The organism is Winogradskyella sp. 4-2091 (assembly GCF_045765065.1).
In the GTDB taxonomy this organism is placed as follows: domain Bacteria; phylum Bacteroidota; class Bacteroidia; order Flavobacteriales; family Flavobacteriaceae; genus Winogradskyella.
Map to the genome: position 1 here is coordinate 479,025 of NZ_JBJKOD010000001.1, position 24,114 is coordinate 503,138.

The 24,114-nt window shown below is 32.5% G+C and carries 10 protein-coding genes; all 10 read right to left on the reverse strand.

What is annotated here, in order from left to right:
- Positions 1-11: 11 nt before the first annotated feature.
- On the reverse strand, positions 12-1,733 hold the full coding sequence (locus tag ACJBCC_RS02095) for an OmpA family protein (RefSeq protein WP_407556262.1): 1,722 nt from the start codon (positions 1,731-1,733) through the stop codon (positions 12-14).
- 8 nt (positions 1,734-1,741) lie between these two features.
- Positions 1,742-3,322: a hypothetical protein gene (locus ACJBCC_RS02100; RefSeq protein ID WP_407556263.1), complete on the reverse strand. Its 1,581-nt coding sequence runs from the start codon at positions 3,320-3,322 to the stop codon at positions 1,742-1,744.
- A gap of 14 nt (positions 3,323-3,336) precedes the next feature.
- A complete protein-coding gene (locus tag ACJBCC_RS02105; RefSeq protein WP_299099533.1) occupies positions 3,337-3,957 on the reverse strand; it encodes a hypothetical protein in 621 nt (206 codons plus the stop codon).
- A 318-nt stretch (positions 3,958-4,275) separates the two neighbouring features.
- Complete coding sequence (locus tag ACJBCC_RS02110; RefSeq protein ID WP_407556264.1) at positions 4,276-7,212, reverse strand: response regulator; 2,937 nt, start codon at positions 7,210-7,212, stop codon at positions 4,276-4,278.
- A 240-nt stretch (positions 7,213-7,452) separates the two neighbouring features.
- On the reverse strand, positions 7,453-9,804 hold the full coding sequence (locus ACJBCC_RS02115) for a choice-of-anchor L domain-containing protein (protein ID WP_407556265.1): 2,352 nt from the start codon (positions 9,802-9,804) through the stop codon (positions 7,453-7,455).
- Positions 9,805-10,099: 295 nt separating this feature from the next.
- Positions 10,100-14,941 (reverse strand): choice-of-anchor L domain-containing protein, encoded by a 4,842-nt coding sequence (locus tag ACJBCC_RS02120; protein WP_407556266.1) that lies wholly within the window; start codon positions 14,939-14,941, stop codon positions 10,100-10,102.
- 395 nt (positions 14,942-15,336) lie between these two features.
- Entirely contained in the window at positions 15,337-17,061 is a 1,725-nt protein-coding gene (locus tag ACJBCC_RS02125; protein ID WP_407556267.1) for a gliding motility-associated C-terminal domain-containing protein, read from the reverse strand.
- 95 nt (positions 17,062-17,156) lie between these two features.
- Positions 17,157-19,625 (reverse strand): T9SS type B sorting domain-containing protein, encoded by a 2,469-nt coding sequence (locus ACJBCC_RS02130; protein WP_407556268.1) that lies wholly within the window; start codon positions 19,623-19,625, stop codon positions 17,157-17,159.
- On the reverse strand, positions 19,622-23,059 hold the full coding sequence (locus ACJBCC_RS02135) for a T9SS type B sorting domain-containing protein (protein WP_407556269.1): 3,438 nt from the start codon (positions 23,057-23,059) through the stop codon (positions 19,622-19,624). Before ACJBCC_RS02135 ends, ACJBCC_RS02130 begins: the two co-directional genes overlap by 4 nt.
- Positions 23,060-23,187: 128 nt before the next feature.
- Complete coding sequence (locus ACJBCC_RS02140; protein ID WP_299099562.1) at positions 23,188-24,012, reverse strand: ABC transporter permease subunit; 825 nt, start codon at positions 24,010-24,012, stop codon at positions 23,188-23,190.
- Positions 24,013-24,114 lie beyond the last annotated feature (102 nt).

The following is a 24,114-nucleotide window of genomic DNA, read 5'->3' on the forward strand; positions in this document are numbered from 1 at the left end:
AAATTATATATCTAATTTGGTACGACTAATATCTCCACAAGTCTGTTTTTGCTTCTGTTTTTATCTGAGTCATTTTTTACCAATGGTTTAGATTCTCCATGACCTTTTTCTTGCCACTTAAATTCCGTACTTGGTATTAATGCTCTTAATGCTTTAGATACACTTTTGGCACGTGCAAGCGAAAGTGATTTATTAGATGTTTCGCTACCGACATCATCTGTATGACCTTCAACAATAACTTTTCCTTTTTTAAGTACAGTGATACTATTTACTAATTCTTTTAAAGCGCTTATACCTTCAGCTTTTAATTCGCTTTTTCCGGAATCAAATAAAACCTGACTGTCTAAGTTTAATCGCATCGCAGAACCAATTGCAGCGATGGCATCTACATCTGCACCAGGAACACCACTTTTCTCTTTTAGATCTTTGAACCTTACATAGTAAAATAGATCATTTTGCTTAACAAATGGTCCTATGTCAACTTCAGCAACACCACCATCTATCTTACCGATTTTAATCCAAGTTTTACCATCTTTGGATATTTCGAGTTCAGTAGGTTCTAATTGCCCAATTTCGAATAAATACAAATCAGGTCCATTGACATCAACCAAAGCGTTGTCTGTAAAACGAATTGTGAGTGTACCAGCAAGACCAAGACTATAAATGCCTGTGGCATCATCAAAAGTTTCAATAACATCTGGTTCTCCAAGTACATTTTTTACGTCTTGAGTTAGGAGTTTTGGGTGATTAACTTTTACGACTTCATCAGCAAAAGACAGAGGACCTAGTGGTAAATACACCGTTTTTTTTAAATTACCAACGTAGCTTACACCAACATCATCGCCATAAAATAGATCAGGATTTAAATGTTTAAATTTTCGTTTGGCAGCTTGTGATTTGCGTTGAATATCTTTATGAAAAACATTTACTATCTTTTTTTTGTGCGTAATAACACGTTGGTATTGAGGGCTCGCCTTCATCGTTCCTGAAGCGATAGCTTTTTCTGTAGCTTCTAATTCCGCAAGGAGTTCTTTAGATTCTTTTTCGCTATGCATTTGCCCAGCCTTATCACTAAGTTTTTTTATTTTCTCTAATTCATTTACACTTGCTTTAACTTCATTTTTACGTTCAACATCACTCATAACATAGCCAGCTTCTGTGATGTCGAGTTGAGACATAACATTGGTGCCAGCTAAGGAATCTATCTTTTTTAATTTCGCCATTGTTGCCTCAGGACCAGATTCTGCCTGAACAATGAGAATAGCTTCTTCTAATGATAGGCCAGTAACTGTTTGATTTGAACTTAGTTGTTCTTTAGAAATTTTTCCTTCTAGATCTATTTTGTCATCGTTAGCCGCTTGTCGTTCTTTCATGGCTTGCTGTGCAAGAATTTTAAGACTATCTGGATTATTAATAAGTTGCTCCATTGACTCACGCGATACACCACTTTGTTCTAACATATCTAACAAGGCGTTAGTGTCAAATTCTAAATCTGTATTATTGTTTTTTTTCGACCCTTCTAGTAAGTCTTTACTCATATTTAGAAGGTTGTTGATTTCAGAATTGGAATCTTCATTTACAGTGTTTTTATCTTCGTTTTCTACAGCTTTAGAACCTGAATTCTTTTCGGAATGTGGACTCAAATTGGTACTAGATTTATTAGTGTCACTAGATTTTTTACCGCAAGTATAAATTATACTTAAAAGTAATATAAGAAGGAGTGATTTTTTCATAATGTAAATTATTTGGTTATTCTAGCTGCTTTAAGTATGAATATAACTTGACCCACTTGAGCCTCATACGCTCCTATGCTGGGAAACCTATCGCGATCTCCTGTATAGCAAGATTTAATTAGTCTTAAATCTCTTTCCATTTGTTTTATGTAGTAATCGAACTTCTTATCATATTCGTTTTTTAATTTATCCATAGCAGGTCTTACATCTCTTATTAATTTACCATTCCATCCGAGTCCTCCACCTCCTGGTAAACTTGCTCTACTATTTCCCCATGCTATCCAATCATTTAGTTCTGTAGCTTTTTTTAAATAATATTTTTGAAGAAATTGGTAATGACTATAATGTGCTAAATATTTTTGATAAGCTTCATCAATACAAGATTGACAATCAGGAATTTGTTCGCAATATTGTAGAATTTGAAGACCATCATTATGAGTTTCTTGGCTTTCTTGATCTCTTTCGGAAAGTAAATCTACCTCTAGTTCTAATTGTTCTATGCGCCTTATTAGTTCTTCTAATTCTTCTTTAGTTATATCAGTAGGTAGTGTTCTTGTATCTCCGTTAGTCTTTTTTCCAGGACTGTTTTCTCCATAATTATTATTAAATTCTTCACTATTCTCATCCATTCCTCTCTGAATTTCTGCAACTTCATCGCCTGATAATTCAATTGAGCCTTGATTAGGATTCAATTGAACAGGTTGATAGGTTTGACCTCCATCGTTGCTAACATATGCAGTTCGATCTGTAGCAGGCCTTACTCCAGGGTTGTTATAATCTACTGGGACCTGATTTTCTACATTAGTAGACTGATAGTCTACAAAGACGGACTCCATATTTGATGGTGGTATATTATGAGGTATAGATCCTTGAGAAATTACTATCTGTGTAAAACCTAATGAAATTATTAAAAGCATAGTCACTTTCGAAGGTTTGTTTTTCAAAATAAATATGGCAAAAAGTATTGCGATGATAGCCAGCAGACCAATTATAACGTACATTAATGTATTGTCGATATTAGAGTTTGAGTTATTTGTGGATGCACTTTCAGTGTTGGAAGAGGTAGAGCCATCTTCATTAAATAGTTGACCCATATAACCTAATTTTCGCATGTGTTGGGTGTACTCTTCTTTATCATCTGTAATACGAATTAAAGATTGGGTTGAAGGAAATTGTAGACCAACTTTTACAGTTATCAAGTATGGGATACCTGCTACTTTAGAACTGATTCCTAATCCTGTTGAACCCATGGTTCTAAAGGTTTTAGTTGCATATTTTTCGCCGTCAGTTGAAATTTTTGATTCTACTTTTTCCCAGTTTTCTTTATGAAAACTTAAATCAATATTGTGATCTGGTGCTTTTGAGATAATTGAGACCATAACCGGAGCTTTAATATCTAAGTCATTAATGATGAATTTTTGTAAAGAATCTAAACTTCCAGTAGTCCACTCAATAGCTCCAGAATACATGCCATTATCTAGTTTATTTAGCTTAATCTCATGTGTAATAATCTTGCCAAAAGGGTCAGTAAGTTGTGCAAAAACAATATGGCTAAAAATTAATAAGATTAGTGTGATTAAAGTTTTCATAGTGTTATAGTTTTTTATTTATTACCAAATACTTTATGAAGATCTGAGTATCCAATTCCACTAAAATTTAATGGAGAAAAAGACACAATAGCCATAGATTGGTCTTCTAATTGACCTTCCTCAAACCTGATTTTCATATTTGTGACCTCAGCGGTTCCTGTTGCTCCTTTAGAATTAGATAAATCTAGGGTTCCTGAGATTTTACTGTCAGGCAAACGTTTGCCTCCTTCATTAAGTAACTGATACATGGCGCTCATTGTTCCTCCTCCTTTTTTTGGAGTTTTAAGAATGGCTGTGGCTTTTTCCAATTGATAGTTGTCGCCATCGTAAAAAAGTTGCACACTTTCTGAGCCTTTATCTAGCTTTTTTTTAAATGTAATAATTGCCGTTCGTTTTTTAGTTTTTGGATGTGTATCTACAATACCTGACGTTTTGGTATAGCTCCAGTCTTTACCGTTTATTTTGCAAAGAAAAGTACCATTAGTATCTGGTTTTTTTTTAGCAGTTTTTGCCGTACTTGCTATTTCTGTTGGTTCTTTTTCTGTTATCTTTTCCGTTTCTGAAGATGTTTTTTTGTCATCGTTACAAGATGTTAAGAATAGAATGAAGACTATTAATAGTTTGAAGGTTTTCATGGTTTTATATTTATAGATTGTGTTAAACATGATTTGCAACTTTATTTTTTAAAGGTTGTTTTTTGTATCACTTTATTTTTATGCATTATTTTTAATACATAAGTTCCAGGCTGTAAATAATTAATATTAAGGTAGATTGTGTTAGTAGGAATTTGATCAAGCTTGCCTTGTAAGGATGTACGTTTTTTTTTCATACACTACAAAGCTAGGAGGAAGGCTCTTTTAACTCTATAAGAAATGTAACAAGTATTATGAATATTGTAACATGCTAGTGTTAGTAAGAGATGTGAGCTGAATTATGATATGTAAATTCGTATTCTAGTTGCGTTTTGCAAACTCAGATGGCGTACAATTATAAGCTTCTTTAAAGCATTTTGTAAAATAAGAATGGTCATTAAAACCTACAGAGTAACCAATTTGAGACATATTGATGTCTGAGTTTTTTAGAAGTTGAGTAGCAAGCTTAAGGCGTTGTGAACGAATAAACTCTGAAGCCGTTAAGCCAGTTAATGCTTTTAATTTTCGGTGTAATTGCATACGACTCATACCAACAGCTTCTGAAAATTCTGAGACATTAAATGAAGGTTCAACGAGGTTCTCATCTAGAGCAGCTTGTACTTTATTCAGAAATTTTTCATCTAAATTAGTAAAAGCAATGTCTTTTGGAAGTAGAACTAACTCTTGACTATAGCGTAGTTGTAATTGTCGTCTTGATTCTATTAGTTTTTCAACCTTTAAGATTAATAATTTTTTATCAAAAGGTTTGGTAATGTAGTCATCTGCACCAACATCAATTCCAGTAAATTGGCTTTCTATATTTGCTTTTGCTGTGAGTAATATAATTGGGATATGCGCTGTTAGTTCATTGGTTTTGAGCTCTGTTGTAAGTTCAATCCCATTTTTTTCTGGCATCATTATATCAGAAATCACTAAATCTGGTATATGCTCTAAGGCCAATTCTACACCCAAATTACCATTGGCTGCGGTAATAACATTATAATTGTTTTTAAAAGTTTGTTTCAATAAATTTCTTAAATCATCATTGTCTTCTACTATTAATAAAATTGGTAATTCACTATCAGTGATTTTAGCTTCGCTATCAATGTTGGTGTTATAATGTAATGTTACATCTTTTATATTTTCATTATTAGGATTAACGACAATGGTATTTTTACTAAACATGTTTTTGTTTAGATTAAGACTTACAAAAAAGATAGTTTCTTTATTTGGTTCGCTTTTTACTTCAATAGAACCTTTATGTAATTCTACCAATTCTTTTACTAGAGCCAAACCGATACCAGAACCTTGGTTTTGTCCATCGGTTTGGTAAAAACGTTCAAAAATATTATTGAGTTCATAAGGTGTTAATCCTTTTCCTGTATTTGAAATTTTAAAAAATAAGGTATCGTTCTTTGTGTAGACTTCGCATGTGACCTTACCATTTTCTGGTGTGTATTTTAAGGCATTAGAAAGTAAGTTAATTGTGATTTTTTCAACAGCATCTCTATCAAACCATCCTGTATCATTAGTGGGTATAATATCAATAATATAAGAAATGTTTTTTTGAGTTGCGTAATAGGTAAATGACTCACTTAAAGCAGAGATTAGTTGCGTTACATTGCCTTGTTGGATTTGCAATTTTAATTGACCATCATCAATTTTAGATAAATCTAAGAGTTGGTTAACGAGTTCTAAAAGCCGCTCAGAATTTTGTTTGGCAATAGTGAATTGTTGTCTTTTTTGGTCTGATATGGTTTCATCCAACAGCGTGTCTTCTATAGGACTCGATATCAGTGTTAATGGCGTTCTAAATTCATGAGAAATATTAGTAAAGAAATTAGATTTTAAGGCATCAATTTCTTTTAATTTAGTGTTAGTTCTTTGTCGGTTGCGATAAAGGATATAAAAAAATAGACCAGCGATAGACATAATGCCCAAGCCACCTAAAAGTAAGTTTCGTTGATTCAGTTTCTGTTGTTCCACCGTTTCATTCTGAGATTTTAACAATGTGATTTGTTGCTCTTTTTTCTCAGTTTGATATTTAGAGTCAATTTCACTAATGGAAGCAATATTTTGAACATTGTTAAGAGAGTCTTTCAGCTTATAAGTTTTATTTAATGTGTTATACGCTAATGAGTAGTTGTTATCTAATGCGTAGGCTTCAGAGAGACTTTTCAACGTTTTTTGTTGCAATGACCTATTGTCATAATCCTCATAATTCTGAAGTAATTCAGTTAAATAATAAATGGATTTTTTAGGTTCATTTTTGCTAATATATAATTTACCAAGTTCAAGGGTTGCCTCAGCAGTTTCATAACTATATTTTTTGTCTTTATGCAACTGAAAACCCTCATTTAAGTAACGCTCTGCTGCGTCTAAATCGCCTTTTTTTATTCGTATTAAACCTAAATATGTGCTTATTTTTGCAACTGAAACGTCTTCTTTTATGCCTTTAAAATAAGAATAGGTTTTTTGTAATATACTATCTGCTAATGCTAGATCTCCTTTGTGGTAATAGGCTGAACCCAAATGTAAATCTGTTGTGTTTAAATAAAATGTAACATCTGCCGGAATTTTTTTAAATTCATCATTCGCTTTTTTAAAATACGTTATAGACGTGTCGTAATCTTTCAGATCTTCATAAATGGTTCCTAAGCTTTGGTATGTTGCCGCAATTATATCTGGTCTTTGCGGTTCAACGCTATGTATAGAATCGGCTTTTAAATAATATGAAATGGCCATATTCATATCATTGTGCCTTCTATAGGTATTGCCTAAGGCAGTATACGTATCTGTTATAATGGGCAGATCTTTCATTTCTATAGCGACATCTAAACAATTAGTGCAGGCATCTACAGCATTTTCTGTTTCACCTAAAAAATAATGTATTCTACATAGCCCGTTTTGCGATAGCGCAATGCCTCTTAAATAATTATGTTCCTTTGCTAATTTTGATGATAAATTGAAATAAAATATTGCGGAATCTAACTTTTGCATTCTTCTGAAATAATAGGCCTTAAAATATGGCGCTTCAACTATTCCAACGGAATAATTTTTTTCTAAACCAAAGGCTTTAATTTTAGACGCATATACTAATGAGCTATCAGGATTAGGATTAATATGTTTTGCAAATTGTTGCTTTAATTTTAAATACGTTATTGAATCTTTTTTGGATAATTCTTTTACACTATTCTCTGACTGAGCAAAAGAAGTATATTGAAATAGGAACAAGCATAAAAGAAAATGATACTTCATAGTGTTCAATTGTATTGGTTAGATTGATCAATTTAAACGATAATTATGTTTAAAAAATTCTTGAATCTATGTTACGAATTTTTATTGAAATAAAATCGTTTTTAATGAATTATAATTCAGCAATATTAAGAATGTCAGTTACTTAACGCTCGTTGATATGTAACAAAAAATGTTACATACCTTATAAAACTATGAGAAATGGCACTTTAATTTAAAATATGAAGAAATACTTATCTTTAATTAGCGTTTTAACGCAAAATGACCTGTATAAGTTGAGCCATCAACAAAATTAGCGATATACCAATAATCATCACTAGGTACTTCATTACCCTTAAAAGTACCATCCCAACCGTCTAAAGAAGTAACTTGTTGCGAAATTAACTTACCGTATCTATTGTATATTTCAATTGAAGAGATAAGTTGAAACTGCTGTTCTGAGCCAAAAGCTTTCCATACAGGATTATCATCATCACCATTTGGTGTAAAGAATTTTGGAAATCCTAAGACGGAAATAGTTTCCTCTGTAATACCACAGCCATTTTTATCCTTAATATAAATGGTGTGAAACCCTTGTGAGACATTAGAAAACACAAGATTGTCATCGTAATACAAACCATCAGGATCATCTAATGACACTTCATAGTCTCCTGTTCCCGAAATAGAAATTGAAATGGTGTTATTTGGAGCTATACCTTCAATATCTACACTTTCAATACTGCCTATTTGAGATTGTGAAACTGTAATTGTTCTGCTAGAAGAACAGCCATTAGGATCTGTAACAACAACTGTATATACACCAGGTTCAGTAACATCATAAAATAATGTGTCAATATCTGTAATTACGCCATTAAATAGCCATTCGTAATAATAATTATTAGGTAAATCGTTGAGTACACCACCATAAATAGTTAGTGGTACTTGCCCTTCATTTATACAATAGAATACCGTTTCATCTTCTTCTAGAATAGGTGTATATAACACATTTAAATTTACTGTAGAAATACTATAACATTGGCTATTGCTATTCACTTTTACGTAAATGGTTTGTGAATCTATTACGCTATTTGTATATGTTGTAGGTAGAGGGTTATTCTCTAGAATCGCATCGATTTCAGATTCGTAAAATGTAGCGAATGCATCAGTAGGAATTTGATCTTGTATCGACGTTGTAATATCATTAAGATTAAAAGTAGCCATACCATCTATTACAATACCATCACATTTTTCTAAATTAGGAATTTCAATGATATTATTAGAGGTTTGTAATTCTAATTCTGCAATAGCATAACAATTAGCATCGTTTATTAACCTTGCATAAACCGTTTGAAAAGGTGTTGAATTTTGAAAAGCTTCAGGGCTTGTAATTGCATCTATGTTTAGACTTGCATCAGATTCAGATAAGAAAAAAGCTGAGACATTATTATCTTGATTACCATTGGTTAAATTTATAGCAGCATCAAACAAGTTATATGTAGTAATTCCGTCTTGGTTAAGATCACATTCTATTAAAACAGAATCAAATCCAATTGGTAAAGTCGCATATTCAATAACAATTTCACCGTAAGACAGGCATCCATTATCTAAAGTTACTTCTACGTTATAAGTACCAGCTTCGCTAATTGTATATTTGCCACAATTGAAGCAATTTCCGGATTGTGTTTCAACTAAGACATTATCTTTATACCAATTATAAATGTTTTGACCCTCTTGAGTAGCATTTAATTCTAGTGTTTCTCCCTCACAAAGGGCATTGCTAGTTTCAATAAGTAAATTAGGACCTAAATCTGAAGATAACTCAAAACTACTCGCTTCTAAAAATACGGCAGAATCATATCTAAAGTTGTGTTCATCGGCAATTACTAATTTTACATGGTAGGTTTCATTTGGAATAATATTAGCTGTAGCTGTCAATACATCAGTCTGCCCATTAAAATTAATAGGTGCATCTGCACCATTAAAACTACCAAAATAAGTTTCGTTAGTAGGAGGGCAGTCGCCAGGTACACCAGGTGTTACAGTAGTTACCTTTACTGGTGTATTGGTATTTGGTACTAATGCAATATTTTCATAAGCGCCTTGACTACTAGCTGGTCGTATTAAAAAACCAAATAAATCTGAGAATAAACAGGTGTTAGAATTATTTTCTTGATATTCTTCAGAGGCAAAAATATAATTGAAACTTACTTGTGTGGCAACTGAGGTAAATTCAAACTCTAATATTGTTGCATTTATTGTCCCTGTTTCAGCGAGTGCATTTTCTAAATCATTATCGCCAACCCAATTTGTAGCGTCATCATCACTTAAACTTGTATTTGGTCCAGGTACATTTAAAAGCCTTCCAGTACTGAGAACAATACCGCTTTCAAAAGGAAATGTAGTTCCTGTGGCATCAAAATAACCGTAACTTTGATCACTACCTCCAAAATCGCCACCTACTATATTAGTAACAATAACATTTTCAATACAATCACTATCAATTAAAATATTTTCTATGAGTTCTTGTGCTGTATATGTTTGACTATCTACTGTTATATTTTGAGCAGACGAAAATAGGGATACTATTAAGGCAGTAAAAAGGATTAATCTCTTCATTTTCTGTTTAAGGGACAGCAAAGATAAACATCTTGCAACTTTTGATATGCAAAAAGATGTTAAACATCGTTTGTTATCGATGTAACGTAAAATGAGCGATTACATTTAATATTCTAATATATGGTTTTTACTGGGCTATAATCTATTAACTTGTTTAAGTAAGTATTATGGAAAGCATTTATTGTTGTAAATTAACTTGGATGAGGCCTGAAAAAACCCTCTGTTTTAGAGGGTTTGTATAATTGTTTGCTGAAATTAATAGCACGCTTAGCGACTTATTAATGTAATGGTTTTCTTAACGTTTTAAAGTGAAATGACCTTTTACATCAAAAGCAATTGAGCCTTGTTGTACATGTGCAATAAACCAATAATCACTAGTTGGCATTTTGTTTCCATTATAGTAGCCGTCCCAACCAGCAGAACTAGAATTTAATTGTTTTATAAGCTTACCATAGCGATCAAAAATGTCTATAGTGGTACCTGGTAATGTTTCAATCCCAACAATATGCCAGGCATCATTAGAGCCATCAGAATTTGGTGTAAAAAACTTTGGTATATCTACAACTAGTACTTCTTTAGTAACATTTGCACAACCGTTTAAATCTATTATCGTTACTGTATGGTAACCCATAGCTACATTTTCGAAATGATTAGATTCTTGAGGTTCATAATCATCTAATTGATACAAATAGTCACCAATACCACTTATTGTAACTGTAATATTGTTTGGATCAGAGAAATCAACGACTTCTGTTGTTTCTATTGTTGCAGTTTCTGATTCAGACACACCAAAATATTCAGTGTATACACATCCAAATTGTGTTGTTACTTCTACGGAGTAGTTTCCAACATCTGTTATTTCTATTTCTGGTGTAACTTCTCCCGTTGACCATAAATATGTATCTGTAGCAACATTTGTATTTGCAGAAACCAATAATGGACCGCTTTCTAAACAAATGACTTGATCTCCAATATCAACTAATGGCAATGGATGAACAATAGCAGTAAAACTAGTAATATCGTAGCAACCTGTACTATTATTCTCTAAACGTGCATAAATAACTTCGTTATCAATAGCCATATAATTAAGCTCTAAAGGCGAAGTCTTTTCATTTGCCTTAAGTTCGGAATTATGGTATGTAATACTAAATGAATTAGAATTATTTCCACCTAAAACACTAGAATTTTGTTGAGAAAGATCAAATTCTAAAATACCATCAAAATCATCATCACAAGCTTCCAAGTCATTTGGCTGACCCGCTGTTGGCAGTGGATTTACATTAATATTGAACTCGTAATATGTAGAACAGTGCGTTGTGCTATATTCAGTTCTCACAAATAACGTATCAAAATTAGTTTGATATGTATAATTTGTATCCAAAGCATTTGTATTTGCTATGGCATCTGCTTCGTTGTCAAAATAACTAAATATAACATTGAAATTTGTATCTCTAGCAACTGTGTTAATTTCGGTTAAATCTACTAACTGATCATCGTTAGCACAAACATCAAATACTTGGAAATCATTTATTAATGGTGGCTGATTAACAATTAGTTCAATTGGTGTTGTAACATAACAATTAGAAATGGTGTTAGTTACAGTCATATAAACCGTTTGCGGATTTGAAGTGTTTGTATAATTTTCAGGATTTGAAATTTCATTAATATTGGCTTCTGAATCTTCAAAGTTTTCAAAAAAGCTGAATTCTAAATCTTCTTGTCTTACATCTAATACGTTTGATTGAGCAAAAGTTAAATCAAATTGAAGTGTTCCGTCTGTATCATCATCACATTCAATTAATGGATCTGCAGGTGCAACATCCGGCGTTCTAATTACATTTATAACAAATGATGTAACAGACTGACAGATTGTACCATTATCTATTTGAACATAAATTTGCTGTGGATTTACTGTATTTTGAAATTGAAGTGGAATTTCATTAACATCATTTACAGCATCCTCTTCAGATGTAAAGAACTTTACAGTTTGAATATCTGGAATGCCTGCAGAAACCTCTGTTATTTTATCGGTAAAATCAAACATTGTAGAACCATCTACCACACTATCATCACAGACAAGTAGGTTTGTTGGTTCATTATATATAGGATTTGTACCAACTTCAATAGTGAATGAAGACGTTGTATAACAAGACTCATCTGTAGTGTTATCAATTCTTACGTATATTTCTTGTGGATTTGTTACGTTTTCGTAGATACTCGTTTTATCTATAGCATTTGTTTTATTATCAGCATCGGCTTGGTTAATGTAGTAACTAACGTCTTTACCGGTTTGTCCACTTAATGCTTCTTCATCTTTGTTTTCAAAAATGAATTCACCAAAACCATCTGAGTTATCTTCACAAAAAGTAAGCTCATTGACGTAGTTACTTAAATCACCAACAAATGGCAATGTATTAACGATAACATCTAATTCTTCGATTGCGTAACAACCCGTATTTGTATTTTCAACACGCATTAAAACGATTTCAGTTTGTGCATTATAGTTAGATACACTAGATATAGCATTTTCGTCTAATTGAGCGTCAGATAATGTGTTATGAAAAGTAACACTTCTGTTAGGTGTTGCTAATATAGAAGTAGGAATACTATTATTTAAATTAATTACAGAAAAACCATCTCTATCTGCATCACAAATAATTATTTGATCTGGTGTTTCACTTTCAGGAGCAGGTAAAACAGTAACTTCAAAGGAGTTTGTGTCGTAACAACCTGTTTCTCCCGAAGTTATTCTAGGATATAAGGTAAAAGGATTTGTTGTATTAGTATAAAAATTTGGTAATACATTGGTGTTATCTTCTGCATCTTGTTCTGTTGGGTAATAACTAACGTTAAAACCTTCTTGACCATCTGTTACGGCATCATCTAGTGTAGACAAGTCTGTTGTAGTAAAGCCATCTTGATCTTCATCACAAACGGTTGTACTTACGATAGAATCAAAGGTTTGAATTTGATTTAATATTAAATCAAATTCAGAAACTTCCTCACAGCCATCTTTTCTCAAGATTATAAATATCGTTTGAGGATTACTCTGGTTAGCGTATGGTATGTCTGGGTTAATTTCATTAACATCATTATCTCTTTGAGTTTCAGTTTCAAAATAATGAACAGTAACACCTTCAATATTATTTACGAAATTTATAGTAATGTCATTAAAATGAAAGTCTTCAGTACCATCGTCTGCAAAATCACATAGAGTGATGTCATCAATTTCTGTACCTGTAAGTAATAGGTTGGTATGTATTTCTATTGGAGCCACCGAGTAACAATTAGAATTGTCACTAACCACTCTGATATAAACAACTTGCTCGTCAATATTGCTGTTTTGGTAATTGGCATCATTTAATATAGGGTTATCTCCAGTATCAGCATCTTCTTGAGTTTCATGAAATGTAACCGATACATCAGTTAGTCCTTCGAGAACTTCAGGGATTATTGATGTTAAATCAAAATCTGCAAAACCATCGTGATCGGAATCACAAGCATCAATATAGTGAGGTTCCATATTCAGTACAGGGCTTTCTAAAACAGAAATATCTAAAGTTGTAGTACTAATACAACCGGTTTCAGAATTTTGTACACTAACAAATAACTGTTCTGTTGGATTAGTGTTGGTATATGGCATAGGATAAGCGTTGACACCTGCTGATGCATCACTAGCAGAACTATGGTAAGTAACAATAAGGTTGTCTTGAGATAAAGTGATTTCAGAATCTTTTAATGCATTTAAATCCATTGCTGTAGTACCATTACCTGATTGGTCGTCGCATATTTCTAAAGGCGTAGGATTAGTGATAATTGGTTTAGAATTAACAATTAAATCAAAAGATGAATAAGCTAAACAACCATTAACCGTATCTTCAATTCTTACATAAATTGTATGTGGATTTCCAATATTTTGAATCGGACTATTTATGGCATTGGCATTGCTAATAGCATCTGTATCAGAATAGTGATAAGAAATTGCATAGGTAGAGGCAGGAACTGAATCTATAACTTCTGCGTCTTTTGTAGTTAAATCAAAAGTTTCTACACCGTCATTACTAATATCATCACATAAAGCAAAATCTGTAATAGGCTCTGATGTTTGCGTAGAATTTAGGGTAATATTAATATCATCCTCAATTACACAAGAACTGCCTGCTAGAGGTAATGAAATTTCAACTCTATAGTTACCAGAAGCAATAGCTGTTAAAGTTGATTGATTTTCTGCTGGAATTTCAACATTGTTTAAAAACCAAGAATATGTCGCATTAGTATTTTGAATATTTCCATTTAAAACTGCACTATTTGCACAGGTTGTAATATCGTCTCCTAAATCGACTGAAGCATCAAAACTGTTACCTTCTATAAATACAGCCGAATCGTAATTTTTATCTGTTTGATCAGCAATAACTAATTTTATTTGGTATTGCACATTAGGTTGTATTGCCGCAGTTGCAGAAAGTACTGTTGTTCTTCCGTTATAATTTGTATCTCCCAAATTGTAGCCTTCAAAATATTCTTCGTTTGAAGCATCACAGAAACCAACAATGTCATCGTGTACAGTATTGGTATTAACTGGTATTGATGTACCAGGCACCAACGCAATATTGGTGTAAGGATCGCTCGTTCCACTTTGTCTTATTAAAAATGCGAATCCATCTGAATATTCACATGGAAAGTTTCCAAAATACTCTTCGGATGCTAAGATGTAATTAAACTGAATTTGGTTGGATATGGAAATGAAATCAAACTCAATGGAAGTAGCATTGACTGTACCAGAAATACCTAAGGCTGTTTCGAGATCACTATCAGTAAGCCAGGTCTCGTCGCCATCGTTTAAGATGTCATTATTCTGTCCGTTTCCAGCAGCATTGGCATTACCTGTGGTTAACACTATTCCGTTTTCAAAGGGGAAATCGGACGCGCCTTTTTCAAAGTAACCGTAACTACCTATACCGATAGATGTTCCGTTTGAAGGTGACGAAATGTTTGAGACTTCTACACAACCTTGTATTAGTGTGTTTTGTATTAAGTCTTGTGGTGAAACTGAATTATCTACGGTAACTTGTTGTGCAAATGAAATGCCACAAATTAAGCCCATAAATAAGCAGAGGGAGCGATTTAAATAAGTCATTTAGTTTCGGTTAAGTTTAAAAGTTCTGGTGTAGAGTGATTTGGGGTCGACTGATACACGTTCTTTATTATGGCCGAAAAGTAGAACTAAAAAAGATGAAATACAAAAAAATACGTTGAAATACGTTAAATGTTAACATTTTTCACGATTTTATGACTTAAATGAGAGAATCAAACTACAAAAATTAGGATCTAAAATAGAATTGATAATTTTTTGTTTAATTTTTTTTGTGAGAAATATCTAACAATGCTAATTATATTTCAATCAAAATCAAGAGGGAAGTTAAAAAAATGAAGAGGGAAATAGTATTGAATTCATACTGACGTGTTTAAAAGTATAATAACATATACTTAATTCCAAAAAAATAAGGTGAACGACCTAAAATTTTAACAGTTTTAATAATTTACGTAAACCCAACCCATCATTGGTTGAAAATTTGAGTCATTTAAATTTAAGATATAATAATATGTACCAACAGGCACAATACTTCCGATATTATTAAGCCCTCTATTTATTTTGCCGAACCAAGGTTTTGAATTATTTCCTTCAAAAATTAAATCGCCGTAACGGTTATAGATTTGCAATTCGTGTTCAGTGAAAATATCATATAACCCTTGAATATTAAACCAATCATTATGTGTGTCATTATTTGGTGAAAATCCCTGCGGAATATAAGGAGGACAATTTTCTGTGGTTAGGTTGAATTGAAAAATTTCATAACAAGGAGGACTGTCCATACGCGCATAAATAGTTTCGGGATTAAAACTATTAGTATAATCTGACGGGATTAAAATAGGAAGCATGTTGGCTTCTAAATCCTCGAGCGTAGTAAAAAATGAGAGATCGCTTTCTTCATAGTCTATCCCTAAAAAAGCATCGTATAAATTATAAGATGAGGTTTCAAAGCCTTCATTACAACCAATAAGTAATGGAAGGGTTGTTATTTCGGGTATTAAAAGTAAATCAACATTAAATGTAGTTATGTTATTATCTTCATTTGTTTCTGTAATTATACCATTCATTGTACCATCATCATCAACAATGGCGACCACTGTAACACTAGAATCAATATCATCAGGAAGTGTTAATAAAACAGAATTACTTTCACTTCCGTTTATTGCTATAATATTCTGGGTTTCGCTTTGTCCTAAAAGTATATCGTTGTAATAAAATGCAATTGGTGTATTGGCTGGCAAAGTGGCTGTACTATTGTTGTTATAAACGGTATAATTCAGCTCAATGGTGTTGTTACCACAATTCACAATATAGTCTTCAGTTGTTAATGTTGCATCAGGTAATTGACTATTCAACACAGTAATTATGTTATTAATCATAACAAAATCTTGACCAGAGGTTAGCTGAATAGTTGCAGACGTATCACCAATATTTATATTATTTTGAATATTATATACATCAATATCCATATTATATAGATTTGAAGCTCCTGTAAATGAGTTTGTACCGTTGAAAGCATTATTTGCAGGATTTAATGGGAAGTTACTTATTACACTACCATTAATAGTAAGTTGTTCGTTTACAGAAATCCCACTATCACCTTCCCAAGCAACAAATCCTATTTTTGCATTTTCATTATCTAGTACATTCAGGTTGTCTAAATTTATATTTAAAAAGGTAGGTACACTTTGTAATCCATCATATACATTTAACTGATTAAGAGGTAAGCTTAGATCTTCGTAAATAATAGTAATTGCCCAACCACCAAAATTCGTTCCTGTAGGACAGTACGTTGAGATGACACTGTTTAAATCAAAATCTGAAACTGTATATTCTGTATTTCCTTGAGTTGAGATAATGGAGGTGACATCTGCAAATGCGGCAAAAAATACGCGGTTTGGATCTAATGAATCTTCAAACGAGCGCTCTGCACTTATAGCAATTCCATTTAATGAAATGTCTAAATCTCCAAGTCCCGAACCTGCCCAATATAAATAGGCTGCAACTATAGTTTGATCACTCTCTAGATTAAAATTAGCGGAAGATGAGGTAAGAATTGAGCAGGAGGTTCCCAATCCATTTTCTTCAGTATTCATAGTATTGCCAATGGCAGTGTAATCATATCTTCCATTAAATTGCTGATACAAAGAAATATCTTGCGCCATTAATGGTAGTGTTGCACCAATTAATAAGTAAATTAATATTAAGTTGCATTTATTCAAGATGGTGTATTCTTTATATTTTAGATATTTGATAGGCTTTAGCGTTTTAAAGTAAAGTGTCCTGTTAAAGTTCTTCCGTCTTCAAGTTTAACTTTAAACCAATAATCATTAGTTGGTAATTGAGCACCATTATAGGTGCCATCCCAACCTGCACTCAATGGATCTAGTTTTTTTATAAGTTTCCCATAGCGATCAAAGATAAAAATATCAGAATTCGATTGAAATTGAGTTGATACACCACTGACTTGCCAAAAATCGTTTTCAGTATCGTTATTTGGTGTGAAAAATTTTGGAAAACCAATAACTGAAACTAGTTGATCTGCGATACCACAATTATTTTTATCTCTAACATAAACAGTGTAAAGACCAGCAAGCACATTGTTAAAAATATTAGAGTTTTGGTAAGGACCGTTAATATCGTTTAAGGCATATTCATAATTTCCACCATTACCACTTGCTAAAATTGTAATAGTGTTATTCTGTAAACCATCTTCAACCTCAATACTGGTTATTGTAGCAATATTTGAAGCTACCACAGTTATTGTTCTATCCTTGGAGCATCCAAATGAATTTGTAACACTCACAGTGTACGTTCCTGGAGCATCTACTTCAATTTCAGTAGTTGTTTCACCTGTTGACCATAAATAGCTGTAGTTATTCGGGATATCATTGATTACTCCACCAGTTAAGGTTGTAGTTGATGGCGCAAGATTTTCGCAATAAATTCTTTCATCTGATATTTCTATATTCGGTAACTCATAAACCGAAAGCTCAATTTCACTTATACCGTAACAAGCATTTGAGTTTTCTACACGTGCATAAATGGTTTGATTGTAAGCTACAGTATTGGTATATAAATTATTTAAAGGGTTGGTCTCAATTAAGGCATCTAGATATGTTTCATAATAGGTTAAGATTAAGTCAGATGGTATACCTGCTAAAACATCGTTATTAATAGTATCTAAATCAAATTCCATAAAACCGTCCTCTAAGCCATCTGTGTCGCATAGTTCTATACTGGCGTTATTGGATGAAGTTGTACTTACTTCCAACGATATTTCACTAAAATTTACACAGCCACTGTTAGTATTAGTTACCCTTGCATATACTATTTGAGGATTGAAAAAATTCTCAAATGAAGTTCCATCTATAGGATCATTTTGATTTTCTGCATCTACTTGAGATAGGTAAAATTCAATTGTAGTTTCAGAAATGTTATTAGTAATATCTACAGCAGCTTCGGTCAAATTGAAAATGGTATAGCCTTCTGGAATTCCGTCTTCATCACACTGAATAAGTGAAACGTCATTTGCAATTGGTTTCGCCAATACAGTAGCATTAAATGAGGTAAATCCTATGCATCCAAGATCTAAGTCTTCAATTCTTGCAAATATTTCTGTAGATCCAGGTGCAGTATTTGTGTAAATGAGCGGTAGAGGAGAGGTTAATGATTCGGCATTAGCTTGAGATGAATAATAGCTAATATCATAATTAATATTATTAATTCCTTCAATAATTTCTTGGCTTACGTTATTAAAATCAAAAGTAGCTAGTCCATTTTGATCATTGCCATCTGTGTCATTGTCACAAATTTCGTAATCATTAGGCTGGTTAAAGTTTGTTAATGCTGTTACATTTAACGTAAAATTGTTAATGATAAAGCAGTCTGTAGTTGTATTTTCTATTCTTACAAAAATGTTTTGACTACTAGTAGTATTATTAAATACATCGCCTAAGGCATTTGCATTGATATTAGCATCACTTTCAGATAAATGATAACTCACTGAAACATCTCCTTCACCATTAATTATATCTTGTGATAGTTGACTTAAATCAAATTCTCTAATAGTATCGTCATAAGGTGCAAGATCATCGCAAATATTTATGTTAGGTAAAATAGTAGAATTAGGGTTAGACAATAACGGATTTGATGGACCTTCAGGAAAGGTTGCTGTTCCTGTCCAATTTATAGAAAAGGGACTATTTCCGATAGGTCTATCAATAACAATAAAATAGCTTTCACCAGCAAGAGCATCTATTGCGCTAACAAAACTATCACCATCAGCACCAGGTCCTTCATTGGTAGCGGGATCTGTAGTATTTAATCCTGTAAGATTATTGCCTTGGTTTGCCGCAGCAGGATTTGTTGTGGAGCAACGAATTGCTTGTCCTATATTACCACAACTTGCATTTGGTCCAAAAATAAAGAAGTCATAATCTTCATTTATACTACTGCTACCTGGTGTCAATGTAAACGCCAATGTACCATCTGTAGCAATATTAACCTTCAACCAAATACTATTGTTTTCTTGTCCGGAACATGAGTTTGAGCTATTCAGTTCTTGCGTGCCTGAGCCATTAACGTCTAAAGTAAAGTCAGAATTTCCGCAAACCGTTACGGCAAACTGGCAATCGTTTGGTTGTTGTGCAAATACCATAAAGTTGAAAATAAACGTTATGGTAATAGTTAGTGTAGATTTAAAAAAAGTGGTAAAATTTCGGGTCATCGTTTTAATGTGAAATGATTTCTGAAAACACGGCCATCTTCTAATGTAACTTTAAACCAATAATCACTTGCTGGCATTTTAAAACCATTGTAATTACCGTCCCAACCAGGACTTAATGGATCTAGTTCTTTTAGGAGTTTTCCGTATCTGTCAAAGATATATATAATTGAATTTGATTGAAACTGTTCTGTAATACCATAAACCTGCCAGTAATCGTTAATGGTATCATTATTTGGTGTGAAAAATTTAGGAAAACCAATTACTGAAATTAATTCTTCGGTAATACCACAATCGTTTTTGTCTCTTACGTAGATGGTATGTAAGCCTGGTAAGACGTTTTCAAAAGTGCTACTATCTTGGTATGGTCCTAATTCATTATTTAAAGCGTATTCATAATCGCCTGAACCACTTACAAAAACAGTAATAGTATTGTTTTGTGTTGCGTCTGTAACTTCAATATTTGTAATAGAGGCATCTATTGATGGTAAAACAGTTATCGTTCTATCTTTATAACAACCATTTGTATTAGTGACTCTAACTGAATAATTACCTGCTTCATTAATTTCAATCTCGGAAGTCGTTTCTCCTGTTGACCACAGATAATAATAGTTGTTTGGTAAATCGTCTTGAATTCCGCCATTTAAAACAATGGTATCAGGAAAAGTATTGACGCAATATATGGTTTCAAATTCTGTTTCAATATTTGGTAAACTAAAAACGGTTAGGTCAATTTCACTAATTCCATAACAATTGTTATTATTTTCTACACGACCAAATATGGTTTGATTAAAAGCTATTGTATTTGTAAAAGAATTATTCAGTGGATTAATTTCTAACAAGGCATTTTCATAGGTTTCGTAATAGGTCAAATTCACATCAGAAGTTGTTTGAAGCAATACAGCATCACTAGCTTCAGATAAATTAAAGGTCATAAATCCATCTTCTGTGCCATCAGAATCACAAAGTTCTAAGCTTGTATTAAGAGTAGATGTTGTGCTTACTTCTAAAGTTATTTCACTGAAATTTATACAATCAGATTCTGTATTAGTTACTCTGGTGTATATCGTTTGCGGATTATAGTAATTCTCAAAGGCATCTGCATTTATAGCATTTTCTTGGTTTAATGCGTCGGATTGAGATACGTAGAACGAAACAATAGAACCTTGAATATTGTTTGTGATTTCGTCTAAATGATTATTTAAATTGATTAGGGTGTAACCTTCAGGAATTCCATCTTCATCACATTGGATAATAGAAATATTATTTGCTACAGGAATAGGATTTACCTGCAACAAGAAGCTTAATGTAATATAACAATCTTCATTCTGACTATTTTCTATTCTTACATAAATTTCTTCTTCAAAAGCTGTTGTATTACTATAATTAACAGGTAATGCAGAAGCGTTAGAGTCAGCGTCGTCTTGTGAAGTGTGAAATGAAATTATAGTATCAGCAACATCTTGTTCTCCAAATATTGAAGGCATTAAATCTTGAAAATTCACAGTGCCAATACCATCAATTGGATCGTTTAGATTATCGCAAATTACAATGTCATTTAAATCTGAAAATTCTGGATTACTAAAGACCTCAACAGTAAAAGAATTAATATCATAGCAATTTGGATTCTCTGTATTTTCCACACGTACAAAAATCGTTTGTGGATTGGCAGTATTACTATAAGGAAAAGTTAGTCTATTCTCTCTAGAATTGGCGTCATCTATAGATGCAAAATATTGCACATTATATATTGTAGGATCTTGGTTTAATAACGCTTCAGAATCTTTGTCTATAAAATTAAAATCTTGAAATCCATCATTAGTAGAATTATCACAAACATCGATATCAGTGAGGGAATTGGCGACAGGGATATCAAAAACACCAACAACAGCACTACCTTCAATTGGGCAATTTCCATTGTTAGGTTCAATATATACTTCGTAATAACCAGGTGTGTCCACAAATAATTGCGAAGTGGTTTCAGTTAAAGCCACGTCATTAAAAGACCAATAATAATCTGCGCCAGCGATATCTTCCGCCTGTAAAGTGTAAGAGTCATTGGTGCATAGTTTTAATTCTGTAGTACTAATACCATTTTGAATGATATCTATTTCAGAATTAAATAAAGATTGAATAAAAGGAGGTAAGCCAATTCTACTTTTATTGACGTTTGAACCTAAAATATCGAGTAAAACGCCTTGTTGATTATAATTGACATCTGTAGCGTCTGCTTCTGGATTTGAAATAACACCTAAATAATCTGAAATATTATCATTGCCAGTATAACTAAGTTGTGCTCTATAAATACGTCTATCAATACCCAACTGCAACGCACCTGCAGTCATTTGAGTTGAAGAATGAATGATCTGCATAGAATTTATAATATCAGAACTTTCTAAATCCCATTGCATAACGTGACTAGTGCCTGCTCCACCAGCACCTTCGCTTATAGTTGCATATACTTTTCTGTTTTCAGCAGAAAATTCTACACCATAAGGACTATTGTTATTTTGAGGTCCATAGAGTTCAATATGGTTAGAGATAACACCAGTTTCGTTATTAAAATCAAACAAGTCTACACTTCCAGGTGCATTTCCTGCAGCTATGGTTGCTCTACCAAAATTAGCTGCAATTATTTTTGATCCATCGGGAGAAGCTTTTAAATAACCTAAAGAGTTTCGTCTGTAACCTTCAATAGGAATATTAGGACCAACTGTAGATATAACAGGTGTTGTGTTTACACCATTAACATCTACTCTAAAGGAATAGAACTTATTTCCGAAATGTGTAATTACCCAAAACGACGTACAATCTTCTGCTCTAACTGCCGTGATTTTTTCAGAGCATTTATATTGAATTTCTAAAGTTGACGAAGGATCGTATGTAACTAAATGTACGTTTTTTTCAATAGCATCTACATCACCTAATCCACCATTTAGTGACATATCTATTAAGGAATAGTTAAACCCATTATTAAAACCATCGTCTTGTCCTGGCACAGTACCACCTTGATCATATGTACCAACAAATTGATTTGGATATGCACTTGCATTATCATGGTGAGGCTCATCTACTGTAAACAAATAATATTTTGTCGGATCCTCTGGTTTTGGAACAATAAGACCTGAAGATGTACTTGATGGGTCTCCTAAAAGTCCAGTGCCAAATGCATAGTTGCCGTTAGACATTACTTGATGATTACTGTTCCAAACGGTTCTTCCATCAGAATAGAATTGTAAATTACCTTCAGCATCAGAGATTGAGGTACAACCTTCTAAGGTGTTTATTTGTCCATTAGTTAATGCGGTTACAGATCCGTTTTCAGCATTAAATTGCAAGCCACCATATTGCCCAAAATACCAAAATGACGCTTCATTTTGAGCAAATAATGGGACACTAGTAATTATAAAAATAAAAACTAAATAGATCTTTTTCATAAGAGCTTAACCTGTAATTTATACTAATTAGCAATTCAATTAGTATAACGCATACAATATAACAACTAGAACTAATAAACTCCTAATTTTTAACATTGAAACATTGTAATGCAACACTGTTAAAGCTATTACAAATCTCTCTTTTTTAATAATCGATACGATAAAAAGACAAAAATGGCTGTCCAACCTAATACAATAGCAATCTCATACCAATGCACAGCGTAGTCATACATCATGTCCGTTTTTTCAGGGAATTTGGTCATGGCAATGCGCTGAATAGGTTGGTTGATAAGATTCCACATGGATTGCAATGGCATAAAATTATAAATACTATCTGCTATAGAATCTGTTAGCTTCCATTTCATTAAGCCATAAGATATACTTTCAGTAATGAATAACAAGAATAAAAATCCTAATGCAAATGCAGAACGTTTTACTAACATGCCTAAAAATAAACACAAGCTAAAGAAACCAACTAGTTTTACAAAATAAGCAAGTAAAAATTCTACTTCTCTAAATACAATGGATGCTTCTGTGTAACTTGAATAGTATAAACCAATAAAGTAAGTCGCTAATCCAATAAGTATGGTTGCGCAAACAGAGAAAAATACAATGGTATAGAATTTAGAAAGGATAAATTCCTTTTTACTTAAGCCATCAATTAAGTTTTGTTTTAGAGTTTTGTTACTGTATTCATTACCAATCATACTGACAACAACAATCGCAAAGAAGAATTTAAATTGGGCAGCAAAAAAGGTTGTTATATGCCAAATAATAGGAAAATTAAAAATCCCAAGTTCACCTAGCTCTAAAGTAAAGAAACCAAAGAAATTAATTTTTATAGACGAAAGTATAAGTACCGTAAATGGTAATATAAATGAAATTATAATTAAAACTTTACTAGCTCTATTTAGCCAAAGTTTTTGTAATTCGAGTTGTATAAGACGTAACATATGGATTGGTTGGTTTATTAGTGGTGGTTTTTAATTATTCTCATTTTAACCTTAATTTATTCTGTGAAAAATGCAGTGATCAATGAGGTGTTAAAATAATTT

What these genes read in the sequence shown, in the direction of transcription:
- ACJBCC_RS02095 (WP_407556262.1), bottom strand. Translation starts at nt 1,733, where the DNA reads ATGAAAAAATCACTCCTTCTTATATTACTTTTAAGTATAATTTATACT.
- ACJBCC_RS02100 (WP_407556263.1), bottom strand. Translation starts at nt 3,322, where the DNA reads ATGAAAACTTTAATCACACTAATCTTATTAATTTTTAGCCATATTGTT.
- ACJBCC_RS02105 (WP_299099533.1), bottom strand. Translation starts at nt 3,957, where the DNA reads ATGAAAACCTTCAAACTATTAATAGTCTTCATTCTATTCTTAACATCT.
- ACJBCC_RS02110 (WP_407556264.1), bottom strand. Translation starts at nt 7,212, where the DNA reads ATGAAGTATCATTTTCTTTTATGCTTGTTCCTATTTCAATATACTTCT.
- ACJBCC_RS02115 (WP_407556265.1), bottom strand. Translation starts at nt 9,804, where the DNA reads ATGAAGAGATTAATCCTTTTTACTGCCTTAATAGTATCCCTATTTTCG.
- ACJBCC_RS02120 (WP_407556266.1), bottom strand. Translation starts at nt 14,941, where the DNA reads ATGACTTATTTAAATCGCTCCCTCTGCTTATTTATGGGCTTAATTTGT.
- ACJBCC_RS02125 (WP_407556267.1), bottom strand. Translation starts at nt 17,061, where the DNA reads ATGGCGCAAGATATTTCTTTGTATCAGCAATTTAATGGAAGATATGAT.
- ACJBCC_RS02130 (WP_407556268.1), bottom strand. Translation starts at nt 19,625, where the DNA reads ATGACCCGAAATTTTACCACTTTTTTTAAATCTACACTAACTATTACC.
- ACJBCC_RS02135 (WP_407556269.1), bottom strand. Translation starts at nt 23,059, where the DNA reads ATGAAAAAGATCTATTTAGTTTTTATTTTTATAATTACTAGTGTCCCA.
- ACJBCC_RS02140 (WP_299099562.1), bottom strand. Translation starts at nt 24,012, where the DNA reads ATGTTACGTCTTATACAACTCGAATTACAAAAACTTTGGCTAAATAGA.